Origin of the sequence: Akkermansia sp. JRP_AM1 (genome assembly GCF_049262625.1) — a bacterium.
Lineage (GTDB): Bacteria > Verrucomicrobiota > Verrucomicrobiia > Verrucomicrobiales > Akkermansiaceae > Akkermansia > Akkermansia massiliensis.
In genome coordinates this window covers 3,164,057-3,190,281 of the sequence record NZ_CP118234.1, presented here as the reverse complement: position 1 = coordinate 3,190,281, position 26,225 = coordinate 3,164,057, and the positions used below count along the sequence as shown (strand labels likewise).

Annotated in this window: 24 protein-coding genes, 1 pseudogene and 2 CRISPR repeat arrays; of the genes and pseudogenes, 12 read left to right on the top strand and 13 right to left on the bottom strand. The window is 54.7% G+C overall.

All coding sequences use genetic code 11. From position 1 onward, the window contains the following. Positions 1 to 64: 64 nt before the first annotated feature. From PVA48_RS15410 to PVA48_RS15395, 4 genes are all read right to left on the bottom strand, one after another. Positions 65 to 760: a YggS family pyridoxal phosphate-dependent enzyme gene (locus PVA48_RS15410; RefSeq protein ID WP_102728412.1), complete on the bottom strand. Its 696-nt coding sequence runs from the start codon at positions 758 to 760 to the stop codon at positions 65 to 67. Positions 761 to 802: 42 nt separating this feature from the next. Further along, positions 803 to 1,327, bottom strand: a complete 525-nt coding sequence (locus PVA48_RS15405; RefSeq protein WP_423232023.1) for a YqgE/AlgH family protein — start codon at positions 1,325 to 1,327, stop codon at positions 803 to 805. A gap of 112 nt (positions 1,328 to 1,439) precedes the next feature. After that, on the bottom strand, positions 1,440 to 2,297 hold the full coding sequence (locus PVA48_RS15400; RefSeq protein ID WP_102727512.1) for a L,D-transpeptidase: 858 nt from the start codon (positions 2,295 to 2,297) through the stop codon (positions 1,440 to 1,442). A 10-nt stretch (positions 2,298 to 2,307) separates the two neighbouring features. Further along, a complete protein-coding gene (locus PVA48_RS15395) occupies positions 2,308 to 3,825 on the bottom strand; it encodes a cellulose synthase family protein (RefSeq protein WP_022398060.1) in 1,518 nt (505 codons plus the stop codon). Positions 3,826 to 3,960: 135 nt separating this feature from the next. On the opposite strand from PVA48_RS15395, the gene PVA48_RS15390 reads away from it, so the two are divergent. Genes PVA48_RS15390 through PVA48_RS15380 form a run of 3 tightly spaced genes read left to right on the top strand, consistent with a single transcriptional unit; the run spans position 3,961 to position 5,252 of the window. After that, positions 3,961 to 4,305 carry a hypothetical protein gene (locus PVA48_RS15390; RefSeq protein ID WP_309557080.1) on the top strand — a complete coding sequence of 115 codons (345 nt, stop codon included), beginning with the start codon at positions 3,961 to 3,963 and terminating at the stop codon, positions 4,303 to 4,305. Further along, positions 4,266 to 4,856: a hypothetical protein gene (locus PVA48_RS15385; RefSeq protein WP_215832601.1), complete on the top strand. Its 591-nt coding sequence runs from the start codon at positions 4,266 to 4,268 to the stop codon at positions 4,854 to 4,856. Before PVA48_RS15390 ends, PVA48_RS15385 begins: the two co-directional genes overlap by 40 nt. An 18-nt stretch (positions 4,857 to 4,874) precedes the next feature. Beyond that, positions 4,875 to 5,252, top strand: coding sequence for an ApaG domain (locus tag PVA48_RS15380; protein WP_102727514.1), 378 nt, complete (start codon positions 4,875 to 4,877; stop codon positions 5,250 to 5,252). A 147-nt stretch (positions 5,253 to 5,399) separates the two neighbouring features. On the opposite strand, the gene PVA48_RS15375 is transcribed toward PVA48_RS15380, so the two are convergent. Further along, the gene (locus tag PVA48_RS15375; RefSeq protein WP_423232544.1) at positions 5,400 to 6,944 is read right to left on the bottom strand and encodes a DEAD/DEAH box helicase; all 1,545 of its coding nucleotides are present in this window, start codon (positions 6,942 to 6,944) and stop codon (positions 5,400 to 5,402) included. Positions 6,945 to 7,552: 608 nt separating this feature from the next. After that, positions 7,553 to 8,914 carry a hypothetical protein gene (locus PVA48_RS15370; protein WP_423232022.1) on the bottom strand — a complete coding sequence of 454 codons (1,362 nt, stop codon included), beginning with the start codon at positions 8,912 to 8,914 and terminating at the stop codon, positions 7,553 to 7,555. A 303-nt stretch (positions 8,915 to 9,217) separates the two neighbouring features. Between PVA48_RS15370 and PVA48_RS15365 the strand changes: the two genes are divergently transcribed. From PVA48_RS15365 to PVA48_RS15340, 6 genes and pseudogenes are all read left to right on the top strand, one after another. Next, positions 9,218 to 9,703: an Lrp/AsnC family transcriptional regulator gene (locus tag PVA48_RS15365; RefSeq protein ID WP_022398056.1), complete on the top strand. Its 486-nt coding sequence runs from the start codon at positions 9,218 to 9,220 to the stop codon at positions 9,701 to 9,703. A gap of 27 nt (positions 9,704 to 9,730) precedes the next feature. Further along, positions 9,731 to 10,900, top strand: coding sequence for an aminotransferase class I/II-fold pyridoxal phosphate-dependent enzyme (locus PVA48_RS15360; RefSeq protein ID WP_102727515.1), 1,170 nt, complete (start codon positions 9,731 to 9,733; stop codon positions 10,898 to 10,900). A gap of 13 nt (positions 10,901 to 10,913) precedes the next feature. After that, the gene (locus PVA48_RS15355) at positions 10,914 to 11,693 is read left to right on the top strand and encodes a CPBP family glutamic-type intramembrane protease (protein ID WP_102721716.1); all 780 of its coding nucleotides are present in this window, start codon (positions 10,914 to 10,916) and stop codon (positions 11,691 to 11,693) included. A 43-nt stretch (positions 11,694 to 11,736) separates the two neighbouring features. After that, entirely contained in the window at positions 11,737 to 12,399 is a 663-nt protein-coding gene (locus PVA48_RS15350) for a YdcF family protein (protein ID WP_102727517.1), read from the top strand. Between the two features lie 83 nt (positions 12,400 to 12,482). Next, a pseudogene (locus PVA48_RS15345) lies at positions 12,483 to 13,580 on the top strand (glycine--tRNA ligase); the annotation flags it as partial. Positions 13,581 to 13,744: 164 nt separating this feature from the next. Next, entirely contained in the window at positions 13,745 to 14,059 is a 315-nt protein-coding gene (locus PVA48_RS15340; protein ID WP_423232021.1) for a His/Gly/Thr/Pro-type tRNA ligase C-terminal domain-containing protein, read from the top strand. Positions 14,060 to 14,438: 379 nt separating this feature from the next. After that, a CRISPR array of direct repeats spans positions 14,439 to 16,024; the repeat unit is 31 nt; unit sequence GTCGCACCCTCACGGGTGCGTGGATTGAAAC. 119 nt (positions 16,025 to 16,143) lie between these two features. On the opposite strand, the gene cas7c is transcribed toward PVA48_RS15340, so the two are convergent. The 6 genes from cas7c to PVA48_RS15310 form a co-directional block, all read right to left on the bottom strand. Continuing rightward, positions 16,144 to 16,968, bottom strand: a complete 825-nt coding sequence (gene cas7c, locus PVA48_RS15335) for a type I-C CRISPR-associated protein Cas7/Csd2 (RefSeq protein ID WP_102728414.1) — start codon at positions 16,966 to 16,968, stop codon at positions 16,144 to 16,146. 42 nt (positions 16,969 to 17,010) lie between these two features. After that, positions 17,011 to 19,002, bottom strand: a complete 1,992-nt coding sequence (gene cas8c, locus PVA48_RS15330; RefSeq protein ID WP_102728415.1) for a type I-C CRISPR-associated protein Cas8c/Csd1 — start codon at positions 19,000 to 19,002, stop codon at positions 17,011 to 17,013. A gap of 16 nt (positions 19,003 to 19,018) precedes the next feature. Further along, positions 19,019 to 19,714: a type I-C CRISPR-associated protein Cas5c gene (gene cas5c / locus PVA48_RS15325; protein ID WP_102728416.1), complete on the bottom strand. Its 696-nt coding sequence runs from the start codon at positions 19,712 to 19,714 to the stop codon at positions 19,019 to 19,021. Between the two features lie 22 nt (positions 19,715 to 19,736). Then, positions 19,737 to 20,426 carry a hypothetical protein gene (locus tag PVA48_RS15320; RefSeq protein ID WP_423232020.1) on the bottom strand — a complete coding sequence of 230 codons (690 nt, stop codon included), beginning with the start codon at positions 20,424 to 20,426 and terminating at the stop codon, positions 19,737 to 19,739. After that, complete coding sequence (cas3, locus tag PVA48_RS15315; protein ID WP_423232543.1) at positions 20,384 to 21,463, bottom strand: CRISPR-associated helicase Cas3'; 1,080 nt, start codon at positions 21,461 to 21,463, stop codon at positions 20,384 to 20,386. The genes PVA48_RS15320 and cas3 overlap by 43 nt, the downstream gene beginning before the upstream one ends. A gap of 305 nt (positions 21,464 to 21,768) precedes the next feature. Beyond that, the gene (locus tag PVA48_RS15310; protein WP_423232019.1) at positions 21,769 to 22,146 is read right to left on the bottom strand and encodes a CRISPR-associated endonuclease Cas3''; all 378 of its coding nucleotides are present in this window, start codon (positions 22,144 to 22,146) and stop codon (positions 21,769 to 21,771) included. Positions 22,147 to 22,302: 156 nt separating this feature from the next. Here PVA48_RS15310 and cas4 point away from each other — a divergent pair, with 156 nt between their 5' ends. Genes cas4 through cas2 form a run of 3 tightly spaced genes read left to right on the top strand, consistent with a single transcriptional unit; the run spans position 22,303 to position 24,292 of the window. After that, positions 22,303 to 22,971 (top strand): CRISPR-associated protein Cas4, encoded by a 669-nt coding sequence (cas4, locus tag PVA48_RS15305; protein WP_102728418.1) that lies wholly within the window; start codon positions 22,303 to 22,305, stop codon positions 22,969 to 22,971. Continuing rightward, positions 22,968 to 23,987: a type I-C CRISPR-associated endonuclease Cas1c gene (cas1c, locus tag PVA48_RS15300; RefSeq protein WP_423232018.1), complete on the top strand. Its 1,020-nt coding sequence runs from the start codon at positions 22,968 to 22,970 to the stop codon at positions 23,985 to 23,987. The genes cas4 and cas1c overlap by 4 nt, the downstream gene beginning before the upstream one ends. 14 nt (positions 23,988 to 24,001) lie before the next feature. Next, complete coding sequence (gene cas2, locus PVA48_RS15295; RefSeq protein ID WP_102722925.1) at positions 24,002 to 24,292, top strand: CRISPR-associated endonuclease Cas2; 291 nt, start codon at positions 24,002 to 24,004, stop codon at positions 24,290 to 24,292. 202 nt (positions 24,293 to 24,494) lie between these two features. Further along, positions 24,495 to 25,265: direct repeats of the CRISPR family, unit length 33 nt; unit sequence GTCGCACTCCGCAAGGAGTGCGTGGATTGAAAC. Positions 25,266 to 25,400: 135 nt separating this feature from the next. Here the strand turns inward: cas2 and PVA48_RS15290 are convergent. Then, complete coding sequence (locus PVA48_RS15290; protein WP_205575542.1) at positions 25,401 to 26,216, bottom strand: hypothetical protein; 816 nt, start codon at positions 26,214 to 26,216, stop codon at positions 25,401 to 25,403. Positions 26,217 to 26,225 lie beyond the last annotated feature (9 nt).

Below are 26,225 nucleotides of genomic sequence, written 5' to 3'. Positions count from 1 at the left end.
GTCCGGGCCGTTCCGTTATTCCGGAACAAACGTACACGCCGCTTTTCCTTCTGTCCAACTAAAATCACGGGGCCGGAGCGTAGGAGCGGCCGCCGAAAATGGCGGTGCCCACGCGGACGAGGGTGGCGCCCTCCTCCACAGCCGTTTCAAAGTCATGGCTCATGCCCATGGAAAGCTCCCTCAGCGGGGCTCCCCCCTTGCCGGACAGGGTTTCCTTCAGCTCCCGGAGGCGGCGGAAATAAGGGCGCGCTTCGTCCGGATTTTCCACCGGGGGAGGGATGCACATGAGGCCGGCTATTTCAAGGTGGTCCAGCGCGGCCAGCTCCGGCCATTCCCGTTCCAGAGTCTCCGGGGAAAAGCCGAATTTGCTGTCTTCATCCCCTACGTTCACTTCCAGCAGGATGCGGGGGCGTTTGCCCGTCTCCTGCGCTACGGCGTCCATGAACTGCGCCAGGCGCAGGGAGTCCACGGCGTGGATCAGCGTGAAATGTTCCAGGGCCTTGCGCACCTTGTTGCGCTGCAGGGGGCCGATGAGGTGCCATTCCGTATCCGGAGGAAGAGCGGGGATTTTTCCCAGGGCCTCCTGAACCCTGTTTTCTCCGAAAATGCGCTGGCCCGCATCGTAGCACGCCTTCACGTCATCCACAGGAAAGGTTTTGCTGACGGCGACGAGGCGGGCGGACCCCGCCGGACGCCCGGCACGGAGTTCCGCGGAGCGGATGCGGGAGAGAATGTGTTCCAGATTCTGTTGGATGCTCATGATGGATGGTTCAATTCAGGGAAGGCTGTGCGGGCGCGTGGCTCATGATGTGGTGCAGGGGGAGAGGCGCCGCATGGCCATGGCCCATACCTTGGAGGAGTCCGGCTCCAGGCAGATGTCCGGCACGGTGGGGGAGACGTACCAGGCGCGGTCGTTCAGCTCCCGGCGCAACTGGGAGGGCGTCCAGGCGCTGTGGCCCACGTAGGCGCGCAGGATGGCGTGGGGATCCTCAATGTATTCCAGGGCCTGTTCCTCCTGTAGATGGAACTGGACGCGCAATTTGTCCTCCGTACGGACGAAGGCGGCGAAAATGAGCTGGTTGCGCTCCACGGGGCCTCCCTTGAAGATGGGAACGGGGTAAAGGGATTCCGGAATGTCCGTATGGCGCGCCACTTCTCCCACGTTCATGCCGGCCGGATGGTTCAGGATGTGGCCTATGACGAATTCCTCCTCCACCCGGCTCAGAAAAATCACGGAGTGGTAAAAGCCGCCGCCGTCCAGATAGGGGGCGGAAACCAGAAGGTGGCCCGCCAGGTTTTCATTGCTGATATCTTCATGTTCCATCATGGCCATAAGTCTACGTTAACAAATGTGACGGACGCAGGCAACCATGCGTTCAAACAGCCATGTCAGGAGGCGGAGGAACGGGAATGCCGGAAGAATGGCGGGGAAGGTCGGTTCAGCCGAGGGTGTAACGGGTCCCCCTGGCGGAACGGGCGGCGGCTTTGGAGCTCTTCACTGTCTTGCGGACTGCCGTCCGCTTGTGGGGAGAGGCTTTCTTCCCGGCGGCCGCGGTCTGCTTGCGGGAAAGGGCTACGGCGGGAGGACGGGATGCCCGGCGGCGGTGGGAAATGATGGAAGCCGTGTTGGCATTCTCCATGAAAGACGGTGCGGAAGCCATGACCAGCAGGGAGGAATCCTGCGTTTTTTCCGCCTGGGCCAGAGCTTTCAGGGAAGCGTCTATGGAGCAGCGTTCGATCACGACGGGATCCCCGGTCCGGAGCAGGTTGAAGGCTTCGTACACGTCATTGCTTTTCATCCGCACGCAGCCGTAGGAGGCGGGCGTGCCGATGGTGCGTTCCTCTGCCGTTCCGTGGATGTAAATCAGGCGGGAGTGGGCGTTCCGGTTGCGGCCTTCCAGCCCTTCCAGCCACATGATGCGGGTGACGATGGGGTCGCGGCCCGGAGAATTGGGGGCCACGCATTCCCCGGTGGGCTTGCGGCTTTTAAACACCATGCCCTTGGGCTGTCCGGTGCCGATCTTGGAGGCGATGCGGTGGGCGCCCAGCGGAGTGCGGCAGCTCCCCTTCCTGTCGCCCAGACCGAATTTGGAAGTGCTGATGGGGTAGGTTTTTACGACGTGTCCGTTGCGCATGACGGCCATTTTCTGGTCCCTGACGCTAACGACGGCGCCATCCTTGACGATGGCGGTGGGCTGGTAGTCCGGACGGGAGCAGGATACCAAGGCGCCGAACACCGCGAAGGCGGCGCCGGCGAGTTGAATCAGGCGTACTGCTTGCGAGAGAGGCGCAGGCATGGGAAAGGTGTCAGTTCTTGGCTTTGGCAGTTTGTTTGGCGGGCAGCAGGTTGGAGATCATGCGGCCCAGGGAGCAGAACCCCGTGTAGTAGAATCCCAGGAAGGGAATCATCAGGATGGGGGAAAGGTAATGGCCCTGGCGGATCATGATGATGATCAGGTTCAGGAAGAAGGTGCCGCAGGCGATTTCCAGGACGGGGATGACGACGGACTTGATGGCCCTGTACCCGTTGCGCTTGAGCTGGGAGACATGCTGCCTGTTTTCCTTCTGGTCCACCCCGTACTTGGGCGTGCGGACGAAGGCGGACTGATGGCCGAAGATGGCTTCCAGAACGGCCTTGGCGTTGTTCACCGCCATGCCCACGCTCAGCGTGAGGAGAAGCGGCAGGTAGGGCAGCTCCTTCCACCAGGATTTGGGGCGCACCACGATCTGGGCGCTCATGTAGAAGATGCAGACGGCCACGCTGGTCATGAAGAACAGGGCCACGTTCACGAACCACATGAAGACCGTTTCATTTTCCGGGATGCGCTGGGTGCAGATGGGGTACACCAGGAAGCAGAGCAGGGCCAGGAGCAGGTAGGAATAATTGCAGGTAAGGTGCGTGGTGGCCTCCACCTTGGCCTTGAGGGGAGCCTTGGAGCGCCAGATGTCCAGCAGGATTTTCTGGCAGACCTGGATGGAGCCCTTGGTCCAGCGGTGCTGCTGGGACTTGAACCCGTCCATGTCCACGGGGAGTTCCGCCGGGGTGACGACATCGTTCAGGTAAATGAAGCGCCAGCCCTTGAGCTGGACGCGGTAGGAAAGGTCCATGTCTTCCGTCAGGGTGTCATGGGACCAGCCGCCCGCATCCCCGATCACGCACTTGCGCCACATGCCGGCGGTGCCGTTGAAGGTGAAGAAACGCCCGGAACGGTTGCGCGCCGTCTGCTCCATGGCGAAGTGGCCGTCCAGGTACATGCCCTGCACGCGGGTGAGAAGGTTGTATTCCCGGTTGATATGGCCCCAGCGGGTCTGGACGAGGCCCACGCCTTCATCCGTGAAGAAATGGATGGTTTTTTGCAGAAGGTCCGGTTCCGGAACGAAGTCGGCGTCCAGAATCAGCAGGAATTCGCCCTTGGCCACCTTGGTGGCCGCTTCCAGCGCGCCGGCCTTGAAGCCCGTGCGGTCCGTGCGGTGGATGCAGACGGCGTCAAAGCCGCGGGCCTTCAGTTCCTCCACCTTGCGGTAGCACTGTTCCGTGGTGTCGTCTGTGGAATCGTCCAGAATCTGGATTTCCAGCTTGTCCTGAGGATAATCCAGAGCGGCTACGGATTCCAGAAGGCGGTCCACGACGAACTTCTCATTGAACATGGGGAGCTGGACCGTAACGACGGGCAGTTCCTGGAAGCGGGACTTGGGCTGGGGCTTGTTGTTGCGGTTCTTCCAGTACAGGTAAACGATGCTCAGGCGGTGAAAGCCGTATCCGGCTAGGCCGACGAGAACCAGAAGATAGCACAGGAGCCAGATAAAATTGTAATTTAAAGACATGCGGGGCTTGCAAAGGGTGTTTGGTATCTTTTTGCGTCAGGCGCGGGGGATTTCCTTGACGTGACGCCCGTATAAGACACCATAGGGCGAGAGTCAAGACATATTCCGTTTTGCTTAACCTTTTTGAGTGTTGTTATGAAGAGATTGTATGTGCTGGCAGCGGCTGTATCCGTCACGGGGGGAATGGCGTTTGCCGCCCCGAAGGAAAATGCCCCGGAGAAGGAGGAAGCCGTACTGGATGTGCAGACGCCGCCCGGCAAGCAGGACAGGCAGGGTCAGCCGGCCATTCCGGAACGCCTGCTGGACGACTCCCACATGAATGAGGAGCTGGGCATCAACGAATTTACCGCGCCGTCCATCCGCAAGATTTTTGAAGACCTGGAAGGGCTGCCGGAAATTCCGGAGAACGTGGCGCTGCGCGCGCGTCCCGAACGCCCCCCATGGACCGCTGCTCCCTGGCTCTCCAGCTTGGCGGCATGATGGCGGACGGCTTTGTGATCGTGCAGTGCGGCAAGATGAACGAAGTGAAGCCCATTGCGCTGGACCTCTCCAGCTATGCGAAGGCCATCGGAGCCGGGGAACGGGTGAACCGCCATGCCGCCAGCCTGCTGAAAAATGCGGAAGACGGGGATTTGAGCAGTTTCAAGAATAATCTGGCCCTGATTCAGTCCGACGTGGAACAGGAGCTTGCCTCCCTGCGGGATTCCGACATGGCGAACCTGATTGGCCTGGGAGGATGGATACGCGCCCTGGATGCCGCTACCGCGGCGCTGGATAACAAGTTTGCGGAGGACAAGGCGAAGGTCATCTTCCAGCCGGACGTGCCGGAATACTTCCATTACATCCTGGACGGGGTGGAGCCGGAAATGAAGGAACGCCGGGACATTGCAAAAATCATGAACCTTCTGACGACCTTGCAGGAGCAGATGACGCTGGCTCCGGACGCCAAGCCCACCAAGGCGGGCGTGGAAGCCATCCGCAAGACGACGCTGGAGCTGATGAAGGCGGCCCTGGCTCCCGTGGAATCATAATTCCTCTCCGGTTCCCGTATGGTTCTCCCCCTCCTGACCAGCCTGGAAGTGCGGCTCACGCCGCGCAGCCTGTATTCACGGGATGAAAAGCTGGAGCGGCTGGTCCGTGACGACGGGCGCATTCCCGTGCCCTACAATGTGAGCATCCGCAATACGGGGGAAGGCGCCGTGCGCATCATCGGTAAAAAGTGGACCGTCCGTTCCCATGAAGACGGCACGCAGGTGATTGAAGGGGATGAACTGTTCGGTTCCCGCCCCCTGTTGTGCCAGGGGCAGATATTTGCGTTCAACGGCCTCCAGATGCTGCGCCTTCCTGCGCGCATCCAGTTAACTCTTCTTGTGCGTGACGAGGCCGGGATTCTTTATCATACGGACCCTGTCAGCCTTAAATGGTGAAATAAAAAAGCCCTGCATGAAATTGCAGGGCTTTTTTATAGCGATTAATGATGAGAGATCAGAGAGTAGGGAAAGAATGAGCGGACCAATGTCCGGAAGTTGAAATAATTAATCTCTACTCACTACTCTCTACTCACCGCCATCGGCTTAGCCTTCTTCGTCATCCCCGTGGTTGAGGATGAAGTTCAGGTCGTCAATGCCCAGGCTGGAGGTGAAGCCCTCGTCACCCAGCACGTTGGCGACGAGCTGGTTCTTCTGATGCTGGAGGATGCGGATTTTTTCTTCCACGGAGTCCTTCGTCAGCAGGCGGTAGGCGATCACCTTGTTCTTCTGGCCGATGCGGTGCGTACGGTCAATGGCCTGGCTTTCCACAGCCGGGTTCCACCACGGATCATACAGGACCACGTAGGAGGCGGAAGTAAGGTTGAGGCCGGCGCCCCCGGCTTTCAGGGAAAGCAGGAAGACGGACGGGTCCTTGGTAGTCTGGAATTTTTCAATTTCCCCGCGGCGGTCCTTGGTCTGGCCGGTAAGGTAGTTAAGCGGCCTGTTTTCCGCTTCCAGCCGGTTCTTGATAATTTCCAGCATGGAGACGAACTGGGAGAAGACGAGCACCTTGTGCCCTTCCTCCCGGAGCTGGTCCAGCAGGTAGAACAGGGCGGTCATCTTGGCGCTGTCTTCCTTGGCGTACTTGGGGTCCACCAAGCCGGGGTGGCAGCAGATCTGGCGCAGGCGCATGAGGCCCTGCAGGATGGCGAAGCTGTTTTTCTTGACGGATTCGTCTGAATCCAGGCCGAGCAGGGCCTGCTGGATGCGGCGGAGTTCCGCCTTGTACAGCTGGCTCTGGATGCCTTCCATCTTGGCGTACACTTCTTCTTCCGTCCTGGGGGGCAGGTCCTTCGCCACCTGTGATTTGGTGCGGCGCAGCAGGAAGGGTTTCAGGCGCGCGGCCAGGCGGTTCTGGCTCTGCGGGTCCTTGCGCTTGTCAAAGCGCTTCTTGAAGTAGGAACGGGAACCGAGAACGCCGGGCATGGAGAAGGCCATGAGGGACCACATGTCCAGCAGGCGGTTTTCAATGGGCGTGCCGGAAAGGACCAGGCGGTTGTAGGAGACGATTTCACGGGCGGCCTTGGCCGCCTTGGAGTCCGGGTTCTTGATCTGCTGGCCTTCGTCCAGGATGACCGTGAGCCACTTGATCTGGTTGAGGGTTTCTCCGCAGACGCGGAGCTGGGCGTAGTTGACCACGACCATATCGTAATTCTTCCGGATGTCGTCCAGATTGGCCTGATCCTTGCTGCGGATGACGAGTACGCGCACGCCGGGAGCGAATTTCTCCGTTTCCCCGGCCCAGACATCCAGCACGGACTTGGGGCAGACGATGAGTACCGGAGGAACGGCGATTTTCTTCTTGGATTTGTTTTTGCGCGCGAATTCCTCACGCAGCCAGAGCACGTAAGTGATGGATTGGATGGTTTTGCCCAAACCCATGTCGTCCGCCAGAATGCCGCCGAAGCCGTTCGTGGCCAGATAGGCCAGGAAGTGGAAGCCGTCCACCTGGTACGGGCGCAGGGTGGCCTGAAGCTGGGAGGGAACGTCCGGCTTGACATCGATCTTGATTTCCGCGGTGCGGTCCTTGATGCGTTTCCAGGCCTTCGGGTCGAACACTTCCGCGGCCTTCGGGTCCGCAAGCTGCATGGCGTGCATGCGGTGGGTTTCCCCGGAAAGGTCGAAGGGGTCCAGGCCCAGGCGGGTGACGGCGTCGCGCTGGTCGTTGTCCAGCTTGATTTCCAGGCGCATCCAGCCTCCGTCGTCCATACGGACGTAGCCGCCTCTGGCGGCGACCAGGGCGCGGATTTGTTCCTTGGAAAGCTGGACGCCTTCCACGTCAATGACGATGCGGAGGTCAAACCAGTCAATCTCCTGGTTAACTACTTCAAACCGCACGGCGGCGGCCACCGGGTCCGCCAGCAGCGTCTTGAGCTTGTCATCCATGTTGACGGTCAGCTCTTCCGGGAGCTGCTTGGCCCACTCCGCAAATTTTTCAGGGAACTGCCGGGTAACGCGGGCCTTGAAGGCGCCTACCTGGGGATCATAGGAGAAGCCCATTTCTTCCAGCAGGCCGGGAATGGGATAGAGGTGCTCCCGGATGAAGCGCAGCAGGGCTTTGTTTTTCATGGGCTCCTGGTGAGCGACGTCCCAGCCGTCCTTGCCGAGTTTTTCCGTGCGGTAGCCGGAAGCGTCCCTGGCGCTTACTTCACAAAGCACGTGTTCCGTTTCCGCGGAGGTGAGGCCGCGGACGATCTTCATGTCAAAGGTGCCGCGCAGGTCGATGTCCACCACGCGGTCCTCCATGCTGGGGGGCAGGGAAGCGCCGATCTTACGGAGGAACTCCACCCCTTCAAGGCTGTCGATGACCTGCTTGGGAATGGAATAGCGGGGTTCCACTTCCGTGCTCTCCAGCCAGCGGGGGGACCCGGAAACACGGTTTCGTCAGACTGGTACAGCTCCTGCTGGCCGGGAAGCTGGCGGACGGAGTGGGAGACGTTGATGCCGGTGGACGTGGCGAGCTGGAGGGCGTAGCAGTCCGGCTCAATGGGGTCGTCCTGGCAAATCCACTTGAGCGGTTCGTCCACCACCTTGAAATAATTTTCATCCAGGTTCACCAGGTAGCCTTTCAGGGCGGGCTGGTGGAAAAGCTTGTTCATCAGGGCGCACGCGGCTTCCTGGTCCAGGTCCAGCGTCAGGGCGTCTTCTGCACGGGCGTAATCGGACAGGGACACAAGGAGGATTTCCGTCTGGGCATCCATGCGCACGGCAGCGCGTTCATGCAGGTTTTCCAGATGTTCCAAATCCTGCTTTTCCCGGACGGGAATCCAGTCCTGCTTCAGGGAATGGCGGTATTCGAAATGGCCCTCGTTGATGGTGGAAACGAGCCTCATGAACAGCTCTCCGCGGGGCGGCTGCGGGGGCCGTTCATTCACGGACTGGATGCGGTCATACCAGGTGCCTACTTCACGGGAACGCTCCCATTCGTGAATCTTGCGCTGAACTTTTTCCAGATCCGTGATGGATTCCATGAATTCCGGGTAGGGCAGGCGCCTCTTGTTGAAGGCATAGGCGATGTAATTCCAGAATTCAAGGATGTTCGTGGGAGGCACGGGCCACAGCTCCAGCGGGTCATAGCTGACGATTTCCCAGCGGGGATTCAGGCGCACCATGTCATGGTCATGGATTTCCTGCTCAATGGCGAAACGGCGGTAGCGCTTCTCCAGCTTGCTGACGTAATCCGCTTCCTTGTCATCCAGTTCGCGGCCCAGCTTCTCTTCCAGAATATCCAGCAGGGGAACGTCGTTAAGTTCGTTCGGGGACTCCGGAAGATCCTGGCCGCGGTACATGCGTTCCAGCATGGCGGCGTACATGGCCGCTCCGGCCAGATCCTCGTCTTCCGTGGAGCATGCCCCGAACCACCTGTTGCCCTGGAGGCGGAGGTTCACGCGGTGTACGCCGTGCGCATCTTCCACACGGCCCTGAATATACAAATGATTGCCAAAGATTTGCGTAACCGCTCCGTCTTTCTGGAGCTTCTCGCCGCGCAGACGGATTTCTTCCGGAAAGGCATTGAGAAAGTTCAGGGTAGCCCTATCCGGGTTAAGTGCCATGCTCATAATATCAGACTGTCATATAAAAATTGGAAACAAGCGTTCCTTGTAAAGGGACGCTACAGGTCTATGCACTTTACTATGGCACAAAAGGCGGATTAGAGCAACTATTCTCTGAAAATAATTCCAACGGATGTTTGAAATAATGGTTATCTTATTGAAGGCAATAGCATTATATTCTCGGAACGGCGGCTGTTTTTTGAAGAAAAAGAACGTATTTTATTATGTTGGAAAGAACGGATGTCAGCCTTGCGTAACATGTGTTCTTGACACGTTCGCTATAAAAGGGTCTTTTATGCCTGAAATTTTATGTCCACTGCATCACTTCTACAGTTACTGGCGACTCAAGCCCGCTTGAGCGATGGCGAATTGGCCGAACGTCTTGACATGACTGAAGAAGCCGTTCGAGCCCAGCGGGAGCAGTGGGAAAAGGAAGGCGTGATTCTGGGCTACCAGGCGGTGGTAAATGAGGAATACGAACACGACAGCAGGGTAGCGGCCTTCATTGAAGTAAAAATGACGCCCGAACGCGATGGCGGCTTTGACCGCCTGGCGATGCGCATCTCCCGTTTTGACGAAGTCTCCTCCTGCTATCTGGCGAGCGGCGGCTTTGACCTGCTGGTGCTGGTGGAAGGAAAAAGCATGCGTGACATTGCCCGGTTTGTGGCGGAAAAACTGTCTACGCTGGAAGGGGTGCTGTCCACTTCCACGCACTTCCATCTGAAAACCTACAAGAAAAACGGCTGTGTGTTCGAGGCCCCCGCGCAGAATGAACGCCTGGCTGTTGCTCCGTAAGTCCCTGCCGACACGAAAGAAATCATCATGAACTGGCAGAACAAAATTGCGGAGCAGGTAAGCTCCATCCCCCGTTCCGGCATCCGGGAATTCTTTGACCTAGTCACGGGACGGACGGACATCATCTCCCTGGGCGTAGGGGAACCGGACTTCGTTACCCCCTGGAACATCCGGGAAGCGGCCATTTACTCCCTGGAAAAGGGGCACACCTCCTATACCTCCAACTATGGACTGGAATCCCTGCGCCGTTCCATCGTCAAATACGTGGACGGCTTCTTCCATGTGAAATACGATCCCCTGCATGAAGTGCTGGTGACCGTGGGCGTGAGCGAAGCCATTGATCTGGCGCTCCGTGCCATTCTGAACCCGGGGGACGAAGTTCTTTACCATGAACCCTGCTATGTCTCCTATGCTCCCAGCGTGAACATGGCCTATGGCGTGGCTACTGCCGTGCCCACAAGCAAGCAGGACCTTTTCGCCCTTAACCCGGCGGTGCTGGAAGCCGCCATTACACCGCGGACCAAGGTGCTGATGCTCAATTTCCCCACAAATCCGACCGGGGCCGTGGCCCCTGTGGAAACCCTTCAGGAAATTGCCCGCATCTGCATCAAGCACGATCTCATCGTGCTGACGGATGAAATCTACAGCGAGCTGCGCTACGACGGCAAGCCGCACGTTTCGATAGCCTCGCTGCCTGGGATGAGGGAACGCACCCTGCTGCTGCACGGCTTTTCCAAGGCGTTTGCCATGACGGGCTTCCGCCTGGGCTATGCCTGCGGACCGGAGCCGCTCATCTCCGCCATGATGAAAATTCATCAGTACTCCATGCTCTGCGCTCCTATCACCTCCCAGGAAGCGGCCATTGAAGCATTGCAAAACGGAACCTCCGCCATGATGAAAATGAGGGAAAGCTACCGCCAGCGGCGCGATTTCCTGGTGAAGCGCTTCAACGAAATAGGCTTGGACTGCCATTTGCCCGGCGGCGCATTCTATGTCTTCCCGGACGTCTCCAAATTTGGACTCACCAGCAAGGAATTCGCTACGCGCCTGCTGATGGAAGAGCAGGTGGCCGCCGTGCCCGGTACCGCTTTTGGTGCAAGCGGGGAAGGCTTCCTGCGCTGCTGCTATGCGACTGCCTTTGACCAGATCAAGGAAGCCTGCAACCGCATGGAGCGTTTCGTGAAAACTCTTTCCTGACCCCTCCGCGTCCATGAACTCCGTCCCGGAGGCCCTGAAAACAAGGGCGTACGTAGCGCCGTTTGCGGTGTTCATGGGCTTTACCCTGCTGTGGCAGCTTGGCGGGTCGTTCCTGGAATGGAACCACCCCGCCGCCGCCTGGTGGAGAAGGGCGCCGGAGCAATGGCTGTACCCTGTGCAGGCCATCGTCTGCTTTGTCCTGGTCCTGTGGTGGAGAAAAGCCATTGACTGGGACTGGAAATGGAAACCCGCCGCATGGGGAATCCTCTTCGGCGTGCTGGGCATCCTGTGCTGGCTGGCCCCTACGATGGCGGCGGACCGTCTGCCGGGCGGTCCGGATGCATGGTTTGGCCACCCCTCCTGGCCATGGTACCGGTACCTGCTGGGAATTGACATGCGCCCGGAAGGCTTTGATCCCGGCGTCGTCTTTGCCCCGGATTCCTGGAGCTGGCTGGCGGCGCTGGTCCTGCGCTTCTTCCGTGCCGTGGTGGTGGTGGCGCTGGTGGAGGAACTCTTCTGGCGCGGTTATCTGATGCGCCTGATGGTGAACCTGGACCATCCCTGGAAAATCCCCTTCGGCACGCATAGCTGGAAAGCGTACTGGGTGACCACTCTCTGTTTCATGGCCGTGCACCAGCCTGTGGACTACTGCGGCGCCTTCATTTACGGTTCCCTAGTGTACCTGCTTGCCGTCTGGCAGAAAAACCTGTGCTCTGTCATCGTCATGCATGCGGTGGCGAATGCGCTGCTGGGATGGGCCGCGTTGGAATGGGGCAAATACGGACTGTGGTGAATCCGGCGTTTACAGAAAGGAACTTCTTGGGTACATAGGGCCGATGACTCCGGAAGAAGCGATAGAAATTTTGTGGGAATACCATCATGTGAAGCAGGAGCTGCGCCCGGCGGACCTCATCTTCATCCTTGGCAGCAATGACGTGCGGGTGGCGGAATATGCGGCGGAACTCTATGCTCGGAAGCTGGCTCCCCTCTTGCTCTTTTCCGGCGGGATGGGGCGTTTTACAGGGGAATGGGCCGTGCCGGAAGCGGAACTCTTTGCTGAGGCGGCCATGAAAAAGGGAGTGCCGGAAGACCGTATCCTCATTGAAAATAAATCTACCAACACCGGGGAAAACGTCCGCTTTTCCCGTACAATCCTGAAAAAGGCCGGCATCCCGGACCCTGCCAGCCTCATTGCCCTGCAAAAACCGTACATGGAGCGGCGTACGCTGGCTACGCTCCAGGCCCAGTGGCCGGAAGCGCAGGTGGCGGTCAGCTCCCCTCCCGTCACTTTCCGGGAATACTTGACCCCGGAACTGCCGCGGGAGCTGGTTGTCTCCGCCATGGTGGGGGACTTCCAGCGGATACTGGAATACCCCAGGCGCGGTTTTTCCACGGAACAACCTGTGACTCCGGAGGCGATGGAAGCCTTCCGCACGCTGGTGGAAGCTGGATATGACTCCCAGCTGCTCAAGGATGTGCCTCTCCCCTGGAATTCTTGAGAAGACACGCTTTTTGCTTTCACTGGCCGCTGATTGCGGTCATCAATACAACCCGCATAGCCAACCCAATTATAGATATTATCATGGCAGACAGAACCAATACAGATCCCGCCCGAATGGAGAAAATCGTGAGCCTCTGCAAAAGGCGGGGTTTCATCTTCCAGGCAGCTGAAATATATGGCGGTCTGAATGGTTGCTGGGACTACGGTCCCATGGGGGTGGAACTCAAGCGCAACCTCAAGGAATACTGGTGGCGCAAAAACGTGCAGGAGCGCGACGATGTGGTCGGCATGGACGGTTCCATCCTGACGCATAACTCCGTACTGGTGGCATCCGGCCATGTGGGCGGATTCTCCGACCCGATGTGCGACTGTCTGCTGACCAAGGAACGCCTGCGCGCCGACCAGGTGCCGGCCCAGAGCGGCATGGGATTTTTCTACACCGGAGCCGTTAAAAAGGACGGCTCCTGGAGCATGGAAAAGGAATACTCCGTGCTGGTGGACTCTGAAAAACAGGCGGACAAGGCCCGCAAGACCGCGGCCCAGTACTATGCCCAGCTAGCAGGCAAGGACGTCTCCCACAAGGAAATGGAACTGAAAGGCGAGCGAATGGAGGCCATAACGGACTCCACCATGTACAACCCCGCCAATGGTTCCCTGCTGACGGAAGCCCGTGAATTCAACCTCATGTTCAAGACGACCATCGGAGCCACCTCCGATGAAAACGATCCCAATGCCACTGGCTGGCTGCGCCCGGAAACGGCCCAGTCCATCTTCTGCCAATACAAGAACATCCTGGACAGCTCCCGCGTGAAGCTCCCCTTCGGGATCGCCCAGATCGGCAAATCCTTCCGCAACGAAATCAACCCGCGCAACTTCACCTTCCGTTCCCGCGAATTCGAACAAATGGAAATCGAATACTTCTGCCGGCCGGAAGACGGTCTGCGCCTGGTGGATGAATGGCTGGAACACCGCCTCTGCTTCTATGACGAAGTGGGCGTGCCGCGCGAACACATCCATATCCTGGACGTGCCGGATGGTGAACGCGCCTTCTATTCCAAGAAAACCTACGACCTGGAATATGAATTCCCGTTCGGCATTCAGGAACTGGAAGGCATTGCCTACCGCACGGACTATGACTTGAGCTGCCACCAGAAAGGCTCCGGCCGTCCGCTGGAATACTTTGACGAAGAAACTCGGGAAAATTCATTCCCCATGTGGTGGAACCCTCCGCCGGGTGTGACCGCACCATTCTGGCCATCATCTGTGAAGCCTTTGATGAAGAAGAGCTGGTGGATGACAAGGGCAAGAAAGACGTCCGTACCGTGCTCCGCTTTGTGCCCCGGATGGCTCCCATCAAGGCCGCCATTTTCCCGCTGCTCAAGAAAAACGAGGAACAGGTGCGCATCGCCCGGGAAATTGAAAAAACGCTCCAGCCATGGATGCCCGTCTTCTATGATGAAACGGGAGCCGTTGGCCGCCGCTACCGCCGCCAGGATGAAGTGGGCACCCCCTTCTGCATCACGGTGGACTTTGAAACCCTTGGAGAAAACGATGCCTCCCTCAAGGACACGGTAACTATTCGCCACCGCGACTCCATGGAACAGGAACGCGTCGCCATCAAGGACCTGCTGCACTGGCTCATTGCCCGTGTGCGTTAACGGCGCCTTTGACAGCCGCCGATGCCGGAAAACACTTCAAGGCCACTCCATTAATATGGAGCGGCCTTTTGTTTTTGGAATGGCAGAGAAAAAAAGTTGCTGGACGATAGGCCGCTGGCCATCTAGCATTAAAAACAGGTTGGTGAACCAGATGGGAATCAGCAATTCCAAAATGAATTGCTGAACTGATAAACTGTTTGCGCCAACCTCAAGCTCACAGAAATTCCCGGGGAGATTGGCGATTTCTGTAAGTCCTTGAAATCAGTAGATTGACATTCTCTCCAATAAAATATAAGGGGGTAAGGAATATGCATCCTGAAAGAGGTTGGCGCAAAAAGCGATTTGTACCACTAACTTTGAACGCATATCCCCTTCCGCCGTCGCACCCTCACGGGTGCGTGGATTGAAACTGATGCTTAGCGTTTACCCTATAGCCGGACTTGGTCGCACCCTCACGGGTGCGTGGATTGAAACTAAAGGGGTTAAGCACACGTGGATATGCCGGGCGTCGCACCCTCACGGGTGCGTGGATTGAAACCTGTTCTGTCAGTTTATTTGAATGGTAAAGCATGGTCGCACCCTCACGGGTGCGTGGATTGAAACCTTCACCAGCTCATGCAAAAACTTGCGGGCCGAGGTCGCACCCTCACGGGTGCGTGGATTGAAACTACTTCAGATAAAGATCAGCATCCTTTTCCGAGAGTCGCACCCTCACGGGTGCGTGGATTGAAACCGGCATGCGGGTTTTCGACATGATGACCAGAGAAGTCGCACCCTCACGGGTGCGTGGATTGAAACCGTTCGTCATGATGGATAGTGAGCAAGGAAAGAAGTCGCACCCTCACGGGTGCGTGGATTGAAACTAATAGTTGAATGTTAGTGTGTTGTTATTCTCCGGTCGCACCCTCACGGGTGCGTGGATTGAAACCATCTGGGCGGCGGATTGTTCGTGCATGACGGCAGTCGCACCCTCACGGGTGCGTGGATTGAAACCTCAACTTCACGCGCTATGTGGTAATCCTCCATAGTCGCACCCTCACGGGTGCGTGGATTGAAACCTTATGCTAGGTACAATACCGCTAGTATTTACAAGTCGCACCCTCACGGGTGCGTGGATTGAAACCAATAATTTTTCAAATCTGTAGCATATATCCTTCGTCGCACCCTCACGGGTGCGTGGATTGAAACTGACGGCAAGAAGCTGAATAGCCTTTGCCGTCTCGTCGCACCCTCACGGGTGCGTGGATTGAAACGATGGACATGCCGATCTTTTCCTCGATTTCGGTTGTCGCACCCTCACGGGTGCGTGGATTGAAACTTCCGGATGGCACGTCAACAACGGTGGGCGTGATGTCGCACCCTCACGGGTGCGTGGATTGAAACCGGAGGCCCACGGGCGCCGGGCGGCTGATTATCGGTCGCACCCTCACGGGTGCGTGGATTGAAACTCTAACTCCTTTTCAAGGTTAGCACAAAGCAAGAGTCGCACCCTCACGGGTGCGTGGATTGAAACAACCCTTCTTGCCTGCGGCTTGCAGGGCTTCCAGTCGCACCCTCACGGGTGCGTGGATTGAAACCGTTGGACAGTGACGCATGGTTATTTTCCGGGAAGTCGCACCCTCACGGGTGCGTGGATTGAAACTAAAGACGTAGTACATTTTTTCGCCCAGGGCCAGGTCGCACCCTCACGGGTGCGTGGATTGAAACGCTTCGTGGAAGCCTGCTGAAATACGGAAAACATGTCGCACCCTCACGGGTGCGTGGATTGAAACTATATTTTTTCGTAAGAATCTCTAACTTGTTCACGTCGCACCCTCACGGGTGCGTGGATTGAAACCTGTGTCAGGGTCCGTGATGGTCCTGGTTTCGAGTCGCACCCTCACGGGTGCGTGGATTGAAACTCCTCCAGAAATTCCACAAAGTCCTTCTGGCTCGTCGCACCCACACGGGTGCGTGGATTTAGATGTCGCAGACTGAACGGCCTACTATCTCTGGAATGAGAAGGAGCAGTTGGCTATAACACTCATTAAAAACACCCTTCATTTTTAGTGAAGGGTGTTTTGACATTTGTGAAAAGAAACAGATCAGAAGCCTTCAATCATTTCCGGGGTTAACCCCGGTAGATCATATTTCTTTACAATATTTCCATCCTCGGAGACTTCAATGGAATGGTGAACCTTGGCAGAAGAGTATTGACCGCTTTTACAGTTATGTTCCCACCAAATGACTTTTTGAATAGACATGCTACCTTCCGGTCGTGCAGAGGAGGCATCTCCTTCAAACATCTGAGGAAGCGCTTGTTTGAAAATGGATGCATCTTCATCCGAGAAGCCTGTGAGTTCTGCCAGCTGCGGATTGATTGCTCCAAAGAAGACATAGGTGCCCTTGTCCACCCGGTGCTTCATGCCCATGGTGTCGGAAGATTTTTTACTGCCGTCTCCGTCATTGCTGACGCTTTTCGTGATTTGTGTACTAGTGATATTCACCGTATCTCTGCTGAAGGCAGGTTGAATAGTGACTGGGCCTCTGATTCCTATGGAGACGCCGGTGCCTTTTGCCGCATCTTTGTCTTTTAAGGCAAAGACCTGTCCAAAAGCTCTCACATCATACCATTCCTGACAGGCTTTTTGTGCCAGTTCAGCAGACGTACCTTTTTGTTTCAGGATGGGAGTAGCACGTTCTTTCAATGTTTTATAGTCGTCTACACGTCTGTCGTCTGACTGGACAAAGATGTTTTGTCCCATGTCCATCAGCTTATTGCGGATTTTTCTTTTAAGACAGACATCGGAGATTTCTCCGAGTCCTTCCAAAGTGGTTCTGGGCCGGTTGCCATCGAGGGGGTCTCCGTTGGGGTTAGCGTTTGTAACGGTAAAGATGACGGCAAAGTCGATTTTATGATTAAGGCTCATGATGTGGTTTTATAGTGTTGAATTAATGTTTTATTCTAAGATTTATTTTGCCAGTTCAGCATTTTTTTCTTCTTTAGTTTTGTAAATGAAGGCTCTCTGGCAGTGGTAACCGAGGAGGTAGGCGCCGGTTAATGGTCCGTTATCCATGAACTGTCCCATGAGGAATGTTTCCATGATATTGTCTATGTAAGCATCATAGCTTTTCAAGAAAGAAACGGTGTTTTCATTTTTCTTCAAAATGTTGCGATAGGGCTGAATGCTTTTTTCCAGCATGGGCCATGTTTCTGACGGTCTTTGCTGGAACCGCTGCATAAGTTTTTCCGCATTGGTGGGGCGGGAGGTTTTCGTGATATTTAATGCTGATGTTTCGATGGCTTCTGCAACGGCTAAAAGACGGCCGAAGAGGTAACTGCGATCTGTGATTTTTGGATCAAGGCTCATGGTATCTGAGGACGAAGTATTTGTTTGTGGATGATTATAAAGATAAACGGAACAGGATACTCCCAAGGTCATTTCCCATTCCCACCATTCCATGGCATGTCGTTTGGATGTCTGGAGAACACATTGTTTTTCCAGGTCCGGAGGAATGGGAAGATTGTGAAGAATACAGGGTAGTAGTCTGGAGAGGGCGTGTTTGCGTAGTTTATCGTCTACCTTTATTCCATACGCTGCTTTGACAATCATGGAGATAGACGGCGCGCCAATATAAGATCGGTCATTTCCTTCTTTGTCTTTAGGAAGGCATTGTTTCCATCTGGCTTTGGAATGCCACGAAAGCAGGTTGTTAAGGTATTCGGAGACGGTGAATTCCTGAAAGCTCGAGAGGGACATGCGCCCCGGCGACGCAGAATTCAAGCTGAGAACAAGAACACGGTTTTTAATATCGTTTTCATTCAATGATGTCCGCAGCAGCTCTTTTCCTCCTCCGGAGAGTTCTTTTTTAAATTGCTTAACCAATTGGGTGACTTGGTCATTCGGTGTTGGCTGGTCGGGCGTGTAGTGTTCCCATTCCTGCACATTGCCGCAGGGAGACGGAACTTTCAACAGACCGGGAGACCAGGCGAGAACGACAAGATCTCCATCATACCAGCCTTGGCGGGAGATAAGCCAGCGAAGCGCGCTGTGGGCTTTTTGGGTGACTTCCGTACTTACTCCGCACGCTTCATCCGCTTCAATGAATCTGCCGCGGTAGGTATAGCCGGAACTGTCATTGGAAGAAATGAGTTTGGCTTTGTCGCCGGCGTTTCTGATGCGTGCCGGGTGAGTGGTTGCCAGAGGTGCTGTTTTTCCCAGGACATAGCACATCCCTTCTTTGTTGGCCTTGGATTCCGTATAAATCCGCCAGGATTCGTACATGGCGGGGTCTTCATACACTTCCGGAGGGCTTCCATCCCTGCTGTTGACCTTCCATCTTATGAACGCATTTTCCTGGGTGGATGCTCCCAGGATTTCAAAGATGGCGGGCATTTCCCGTTTGTCCCCTTTCCATACAGGAAGCAGAGTGTTGGTGGAATCTTCCGCATATAGGATTCCCCCGTTGATCAAGTCCGTGATCAGGGATTTTTTACGAATATAGGCCAGAACGGCGTTCAGTTTGACATTACCGGGATCAAATGCCGCCCATTCCGATAATTGCTGTTCATATTGTTCGTAGGATTCCTGAAGGGTTTTGAGTTGCTTTGTCCGTTTGGCCGGGGATTCTTCCGGAGGGAAATAGTCAGCGTTATCACCTGCCACGTATTGGAGCTTGTCACACAGAGGGTGGGCACAGGCTCCGCTGGTGCGGCCTCCTGAGGCTTCCGTAACGGGGATGATGGTGGGTTGACTGTTCTGATTGTTGAGGGATGCATTAATTAGCTCTCCCTGTTTGTTCAGTGTGATGGTGATGTGAGCATTCTGCATGCTGTGGTACAGCGGCAGAAGAGGGGTAATGAGGCGTTCTTTCCTGTTGCCGTGGGCCGGTTCTTTGTCAATACGACCCACATAATCACGGTTTTGTTCATAGGTGGCGTATAAGGCGTGCATCCAGTTCATCTTTTTCTTTTTCCTTTCATTCTCCCAGGCTCAGATCATTCAGTCCGCTGGATCTTGGCGGGCATGCCGCCATGGGGCGTACATGCTTGACAATTTCGCATGCTTCAGGGCGCACGAAGCGGATCATTCCATTTTCCATGACCGGACGCCAAAAACGTATGGAAAGCTCCTCTTTTCCCGTTTCATCCGGATAATTGAAACCATGGAACATGAGTCCGAAAGACGTGTTTCCATATTGGTCATAGAATCCCTTTCCTTCTCCAAACCGGCATGGTTCCACGTATCCCTGGCATTCCCTGGTTCCCAACGCGATGTCCCTACGTCCTCCGCGGTCAATCATGCGACGGGCAATTTCATAATGCTTGCCGTCGATCCGGTCCTTGGACATATCCGGACGGTACATGTTCCATTCAAAATGAGCCTTGACTTGATATTCCACATCTTGAAGGTAGGTATATACGGATAAATCCGCCCCGGCTTCATGATATTTGATCAGTTTCATATTTTTGGGAACCAGACGGATAGGGCGCATTATTCTCACCTCGTCAATTAACCAGATCAGGGTGGGTTTCCAGTAGACCGCCTTTACAATTCCTTTCAGGGCTTCATAAGTGGGGATTTGATAAGAACATTTTTCTCCGCCTATCCGGGTGAGGGGGTCGGAGAAAAGCGCATATTTCCCGTAGACCTTAAATTCGATTTGATTAAGCATGAATATGAAGCTGTTGAAATTTTTAAATCCGGGAAACGGTCAGCGCACCGGAAGTCTCTCCGGGGTCTGTGAGAAAGCCCAGAAATGGATCATATTTATTAGGTACTGTTGTATAAATATCCACTCCTTCCTGTATACGCATGATGTCTCCCGCATTCAAGTATTTTCCAAGAAGTCGGTTGGAAATCGCGACGGAATAGGCTCTGGCTTTTTGGATCCATTCATTCCATTGTTCCCATTCTTCATCCGTATGAGGATTCATGTTCCAGAGTTTTTCCCTGCATTCTTCCCCTCTTCCATAAGGGGTGATAACAGCTATTGTATCAACCTGGATCGGATGATAGTGGCGTGCTGCCGAGTCAAAGGCCTGGAAAAGACGAAGGGGAGCATATTTGGACTGCTGACGGGGATATGTCATCAGTTTGGAATTTTGAGATAGCGCATCCTCCATGTTGGTGACGACGCCGGAGCATTTAAACGGGTAAGACAGATGATCATGATTATGAGAGCGGGTGAGCTTGCCGTAGAATTCCTTAAAATAGAGCGAAACGGATTTGTTTCCCAGAATTCCTCCTTCTTCAGGATCACAAATCATTCCCATAGCAATTTCTCTTCCGATTTCAAGTTCCCGGAGAGAATCCAGTCTTTCCAGATTGCCTGCGGGATTAATCAGGATAACTCTTCCCCGGGACGGTTGGCGTCCCTGTTGCATCGGCCTGCCGCTTGAGTGCAGGAATCCAGGCCGGCCACGCTCCGTATGATTACGTCAAAATCTACGTCCACTCCGGCTTCAATGAGGCCGGTACTGATGCACACAACGGCTTTTCCCTTCCTTCTGGCCTTTTCCAGGGATTCTTTGTCAATACGGTTCGTGATGATTTCTTTCCTGTGGGCAGGGCACATGTTGGTGCTGAGGTGGAAAACGTCCGCCTCTGTATTCAGGTCCCGGCAGGCGCAGGCCAGTTTAGAGGCCAGTTTTTTGGTGTTTACGATGACGAGGGTGGGGCCTTTGGAGAAAGCTTGCTCCATGATGGAGTCCCTCATTTTTTCTACGGTCCAGTAATTGGAGGATTTTAGTTCACAGACAACCTCGCATTGACGGAATTGGCTAAATTGATCGAAATAAGCTTGGCTGTCCGGAATAATAGGTGTTTCGATGAGATGAGCATGCGTTCCGTCTTCCGTGGCAGTTTCCGGAGGAGTAGCCGTACAGCGGATGGTGCTGCTGTGGCAGATGCCGGAGAGAAAATCCAGCGAATGTTCAAAAAGCCGTAGTGAGGTTGGGGGAATAGCTTGCACTTCGTCAAAAATAACAACGGCATTTGCCAGGGAGTGCATGCGCCGCACATGCTGTTTGCCGGATGCATATAAGGCATTCAAGTATTGGACGGATGTAGTGAGTACAATGGGAACGTTCCATGTTTGAGTGGCTTCCATGTACCAGGTTTTTCTTTTCGGTGACCATGGTTCCATTTCTCCCTCCTCGTTAAGGGTTTCCTTCACCAGATTGGAATGATGCTCCAGGATGCAGTCTTTATATTCATTTCCAAGTACTTTCCGGATGGCATTGGCCGTTTGGTCAAGAATGGAGGTATAGGGAATGATGTAGATGATGCGTGACAAATGGTGCCGCCGTGCATGTTCCAAGGCAAATCTGAGGCTTGAGAGAGTTTTGCCTGCACCGGTGGGAAGTGTAAGGTTCCACTTGCCAACTTGTCCTGGCGCAGCTTGAAGGCACTCCTGCGACATGGCTGCCCGGCTTTGATTGATGGGAGTATCAGCCTTGAATTGTTCGAGATGTTTATTCAAGTTTTTTAACATTCCTTCCCAATCCGGGTCCGGAATGCTTTCGTAGCTTCCTTTTCCGGAAGCACTGGTGTAATCCGCTTCGATAAGGCTGCTCAAGCAGAACCGTGCGATTAGTCCGGCATGGAATGCTTGTTTTTTTGGACAGTGGCCAAACAGGGTGGCAAGGAGGGTGTAAACATTCTTGAATTCCGTGGCCAGTTCCGTTTTTTTCAGGAGAGAGTAGTAATGATCTTTCTCCTGAAACGTCAATTTGGACAGGATTTCATCAAGATGGGTTTTCTCTCCGGATTTTTCCATGCGCTTGGAGAATACGTCATCTCCGGGCATCGTGCCACGGAAGCAGTCAATGAGAGCAGAGTTGTGATGGGAGGCAATACATAAAGCAATGATTTGCCGGAAGATAAAAATTCTTCAGAGTCCTCCGGGATGGGAAAATAATTCCAGACAAACTGGGCTCCAGCAGTGGAATGGTCTATGCCGCTTTTTGGAATTGGAGGACTGATATGTTGAGAGAGAGCATCCATGTATTGCTGAAAGTCTGCACTCATTTTGCCGAAGTCGTGCATGCCGCCGATCAAGGCCCCAAATTGCGATAGCCCTAAGGGAGCAAGCAGGGTAGACATCGTACGGGAACATTCTTGTTCGTGAGTGGAAAGAGACTGATGGGGGCGAGCCTGATACATGTGAAACTATCATAGGTTCCATATGATCATTTGCAATATATGAATTGATTAATTTAGTATTTTATTTAGTGTTTCACCCTGAACAGAATTTCCAAGATGCCTTCTTCCTTTTTTTCAGTGCCCCTGGCGGCATTACAGCATTACTTGTATTGTCCCAGGCAATGCGCGCTGATTCATCTGGAATGCGTGTGGGCTGATAATCAATTTACGGCGGAGGGGAATGTATTTCATGAACGGGCGGATTCCGGCATGACGGAAAACCGCGGGCGAAAGAGGATCCTGCGTTCTCTTCATATTTCTTCCCTCCAATGGGGAATTCACGGCATTGCGGATGTCGTGGAGGCTGTTTATGCTGAGAAAGGCGGCATTCCCGTATCCATGACGCCCGTGGAGTACAAGGTGGGCAAGCCCAAACCGCACCGTGCGGATGAAGTGCAGGTGTGCGCCCAGGCCTTGTGCCTGGAAGAAATGTTTGGGTTGGAGATTCCCTCCGGTTTTCTGTTTTATGGAAAGCCCCAGAAAAGGATGGAGGTGGTATTTGATGAAGAGCTGCGTACTCTGACAGCCGGGGTTATCAGGAATGCCAGGGAGGTGTTAACCGGGGGAGTGACGCCGTTGCCCATGTATTCCAAAGCCTGCAAGTCCTGTTCCCTGGTCAATGATTGTCTTCCTGACGTTTGCCGGGAGCACAGGCAGACCATGAAGGCCCGGGTGGATGATGTGTTTGAAGATAGTCTTGGTGCAAGTGAAGCTGATGATTTATGAAGAAACATTTAAATACCTTGTTTGTGACGCTGGAGGGATGCTGGCTGTCCAAGGATGGCGATACCGTGAAAGTCAATTCGGAAGGAACATGTTTGCTGCGGGTTCCCCTCCATAATTTGGAGGGTATTGTGACGCTGGGATGGGACATAGGAGTTTCCCCTTATTTGATGGGGGCCTGTGCGGAGCGCGGCATCACGCTTTCCTTCTGCAATCCTTACGGTAAATTCTTGGCTGGCGTCCAGGGCTTCATGAAGGGAAATATCCTGCTGCGCCGGGAGCAATACCGCTGGGCTGATGATGAGGCAAGATGGGTTGGCGTTGCCCGGGAAATGATAGGAGCCAAAATTGCCAATTGCCGCAGTTTGCTTTTAAGAGCGCAGAGAACTTACGGGAAAGATTTGTCGGAAGCGGTGGACCGTCTGGCTGCTTTTTGCCGCATGGCCCGCGGGTGCAGTTCCGGCGATATGCTGCGGGGCATTGAAGGTTCCGCTGCGGAAACATATTTTTCCTGCGTGTCCCATTGCCAGAGGACGGAAGAGCCGGAGTTAGTGTTTGAAGGCCGCAACAGGCGTCCTCCCAAGGATTGTTTTAACGCCCTTCTATCTTTTCTATATAGTCTGTTGTGCCATGATGCCAGGTCCGCTCTTGAAAGCGCCGGCATTGATGCGGCCGCCGGTTTTCTGCATCGCGACCGTCCGGGGCGTCCCGGAATGGCCTTGGACCTGATGGAAGAATTCCGGGCGCCGCTGGCTGATTGCCTGGCTCTTACGCTAATCAACCGCAAGCAAATTTCCGCAGATGATTTCGACAAGGAGGAATCCGGAGCCGTCTTTTTGAAGGAAGATTCCCGTAAGAAAGTATTGAATGCCTGGCAGGAGCGCAAGAAGACCGTTTTGGTGCACCCCTTCCTTCAGGAAAAGACGACACAGGGATTGCTGATTCACATCCAGGCCCTTTTGCTAGCACGTCATTTGCGCGGAGACCTGGACTGCTATCCTCCGTTTATTGGCAAGTAAAACGCTCCTTAGCCATGTATATTCTCATTACTTATGATGTAGCTACGGATGACAAGGCCGGGCAGCGGCGGTTGCGTCAAGTTGCCCGCGCCTGTGAAAATATCGGTCAGAGAGTGCAGAATTCCGTGTTTGAATGTGAGCTGGCTCCGGCCCAATTGGTTGACATCAGGAACAAGCTGCTTAAGATTATTGATAACGAGAGCGACAGCCTGAGAATTTATCACATGGGGTCCAATTGGCATCATAAAATAGAGCAATTGGGCAAGGAGAAGAGTTTCGACATTTCCGGCCCTTTGATCATTTAAAAGCTGTCTGAGCACGGCCTTTGCGCCAACCCCAAGCTCACACCAATTTCCCGGGAGATCGGCGATTGGCGTAATACATTGGGAATGGAAGATTGACAGATGAATACTTAGAAGAGAAGGCTAGGTGATGATGGCCTTCTTCGGGAGGTTGGCGCAAAGTATCGTTTGCGCTGTTGAATAACAATGTATATGGTCAGGCGCAGTCGCACTCCGCAAGGAGTGCGTGGATTGAAACGGGTTAGTCAGGGCGCAAAGACCCTCTTTAAATGGTCGCACTCCGCAAGGAGTGCGTGGATTGAAACATGTCGCTATGAGCAACAAAGATATTATTAACTGGTCGCACTCCGCAAGGAGTGCGTGGATTGAAACCGCCATCTTGCAAGTCAGATGAAAGAAGGAGGAGGTCGCACTCCGCAAGGAGTGCGTGGATTGAAACTATTTCATGTAGAATTTGAATTTTGTCTCACCCTGTCGCACTCCGCAAGGAGTGCGTGGATTGAAACTTTAATACATGGCACAAAAACCTATTGACAAAGCAGTCGCACTCCGCAAGGAGTGCGTGGATTGAAACCATCTTGTACACGTCCGCTTTGATCACTTCCTTGTCGCACTCCGCAAGGAGTGCGTGGATTGAAACGTTTATCCTGCAAAATAGTAATGATTGCAAGGTCGTCGCACTCCGCAAGGAGTGCGTGGATTGAAACAATATATTCAAAAATAACTTTGCTTCCTCCAGGAGTCGCACTCCGCAAGGAGTGCGTGGATTGAAACTATCTCGCAAATATCATTATCTGATAAACACAACCGTCGCACTCCGCAAGGAGTGCGTGGATTGAAACCTGAATCCCATCTCAAAATTGGTAATGACATCGTGTCGCACTCCGCAAGGAGTGCGTGGATTGAAACGGATTTACGCTATCCAAGTAATGATGAAGCACTTGTCGCACTCCGCAAGGAGTGCGTGGATTGAAACATTAAAGTATTCGACGATATGCCTCAAAGCTGGAGTCGCACTCCGCAAGGAGTGCGTGTGTAACGTCGCAGTGCATTGTGGAAAAATTATCAAGCAGTGTGGAAAAACGTTCCTGAACGCCACCCCGCTGCATCTTTATTGCAATATCGATGCCTCGCCCCTGCAAACGGCCAACAGGTCACCCCAATCCACCGCTTCGTCGTCCTCCCTAATCACTCTCCCCTCCCGGATCATCCGCTCCCTGGCGTCGGCCAGCAGGTGCATCACTCTGGCCCGCTCGCTGGCCGGCTGGGTATCCAGCCGGGGATTGCCAGTCGTAACGACAGCAAACCGGGAGGCGTAGCGCTCCGGAGAGGCCGTCAGGCTGTACCAGCACCAGGCCGTCCATGAACTCCACGGCGTGCGCTGGCTCCATGGTTCATCAATACGTACCAGCGCGGCGGGCAAACTGGCCAATGCCGCCCGCCCGATGGTCCAGTCCTCCGGAGCCAGGGCATCCATGTTCTCCCAATCCATATCCCGGAGCAATCGCCTGGCGACCCGGCCGCGCAAGGCGTACAAACAGCCGTAAATCATCCACTCCCCATCGACCAAGGAGCCGGAGGCGTACATCTGGCACCAGGGCCGTTCCTGCATCCAGCACAGCCAACCTCCGTCCAACAGGGCCGTATCACAGTCGATCTTGACCAGGATGTCGTCATCCTCCGCCTCCCGGCACATTTCGGAAAGCATGCCCCGGATGCAGTCAGGCCCCCGCAGGTTGCCGTGGCGCTCCCAGGAGGACTGCACATACTCCGCGCCCATGCTCCGGAGAGCCTCCGCCGTCTCCTTCTGTACCGGATGGGAAGCATCGTCCACTACCGTCACGCTGGCACAGGGTACGGACATCCGGGCGCACCGCACGCAGGCCGCCGCCTCGGCAGCGTCTCCTGCATAAGAAAAAATGAACATCCTGATCAT

Coding starts and splice junctions, on each gene's coding strand:
- cas3 (WP_423232543.1), bottom strand. CDS start 21,463: ATGTCGCAGGAGTGCCTTCAAGCTGCGCCAGGACAAGTTGGCAAGTGG.
- PVA48_RS15320 (WP_423232020.1), bottom strand. CDS start 20,426: ATGCAACAGGGACGCCAACCGTCCCGGGGAAGAGTTATCCTGATTAAT.
- PVA48_RS15360 (WP_102727515.1), top strand. CDS start 9,731: ATGAACTGGCAGAACAAAATTGCGGAGCAGGTAAGCTCCATCCCCCGT.
- PVA48_RS15290 (WP_205575542.1), bottom strand. CDS start 26,216: ATGTTCATTTTTTCTTATGCAGGAGACGCTGCCGAGGCGGCGGCCTGC.
- PVA48_RS15340 (WP_423232021.1), top strand. CDS start 13,745: ATGGCTCCCATCAAGGCCGCCATTTTCCCGCTGCTCAAGAAAAACGAG.
- PVA48_RS15390 (WP_309557080.1), top strand. CDS start 3,961: ATGAAGAGATTGTATGTGCTGGCAGCGGCTGTATCCGTCACGGGGGGA.
- PVA48_RS15355 (WP_102721716.1), top strand. CDS start 10,914: ATGAACTCCGTCCCGGAGGCCCTGAAAACAAGGGCGTACGTAGCGCCG.
- cas4 (WP_102728418.1), top strand. CDS start 22,303: ATGCCTTCTTCCTTTTTTTCAGTGCCCCTGGCGGCATTACAGCATTAC.
- PVA48_RS15380 (WP_102727514.1), top strand. CDS start 4,875: ATGGTTCTCCCCCTCCTGACCAGCCTGGAAGTGCGGCTCACGCCGCGC.
- PVA48_RS15370 (WP_423232022.1), bottom strand. CDS start 8,914: ATGAGCATGGCACTTAACCCGGATAGGGCTACCCTGAACTTTCTCAAT.
- PVA48_RS15395 (WP_022398060.1), bottom strand. CDS start 3,825: ATGTCTTTAAATTACAATTTTATCTGGCTCCTGTGCTATCTTCTGGTT.
- PVA48_RS15385 (WP_215832601.1), top strand. CDS start 4,266: ATGGACCGCTGCTCCCTGGCTCTCCAGCTTGGCGGCATGATGGCGGAC.
- PVA48_RS15400 (WP_102727512.1), bottom strand. CDS start 2,297: ATGCCTGCGCCTCTCTCGCAAGCAGTACGCCTGATTCAACTCGCCGGC.
- PVA48_RS15350 (WP_102727517.1), top strand. CDS start 11,737: ATGACTCCGGAAGAAGCGATAGAAATTTTGTGGGAATACCATCATGTG.
- cas2 (WP_102722925.1), top strand. CDS start 24,002: ATGTATATTCTCATTACTTATGATGTAGCTACGGATGACAAGGCCGGG.
- PVA48_RS15365 (WP_022398056.1), top strand. CDS start 9,218: ATGTCCACTGCATCACTTCTACAGTTACTGGCGACTCAAGCCCGCTTG.
- PVA48_RS15310 (WP_423232019.1), bottom strand. CDS start 22,146: ATGTCTACCCTGCTTGCTCCCTTAGGGCTATCGCAATTTGGGGCCTTG.
- cas7c (WP_102728414.1), bottom strand. CDS start 16,968: ATGAGCCTTAATCATAAAATCGACTTTGCCGTCATCTTTACCGTTACA.
- PVA48_RS15375 (WP_423232544.1), bottom strand. CDS start 6,944: ATGCAGCTTGCGGACCCGAAGGCCGCGGAAGTGTTCGACCCGAAGGCC.
- cas1c (WP_423232018.1), top strand. CDS start 22,968: ATGAAGAAACATTTAAATACCTTGTTTGTGACGCTGGAGGGATGCTGG.
- cas5c (WP_102728416.1), bottom strand. CDS start 19,714: ATGCTTAATCAAATCGAATTTAAGGTCTACGGGAAATATGCGCTTTTC.
- cas8c (WP_102728415.1), bottom strand. CDS start 19,002: ATGAACTGGATGCACGCCTTATACGCCACCTATGAACAAAACCGTGAT.
- PVA48_RS15405 (WP_423232023.1), bottom strand. CDS start 1,327: ATGATGGAACATGAAGATATCAGCAATGAAAACCTGGCGGGCCACCTT.
- PVA48_RS15410 (WP_102728412.1), bottom strand. CDS start 760: ATGAGCATCCAACAGAATCTGGAACACATTCTCTCCCGCATCCGCTCC.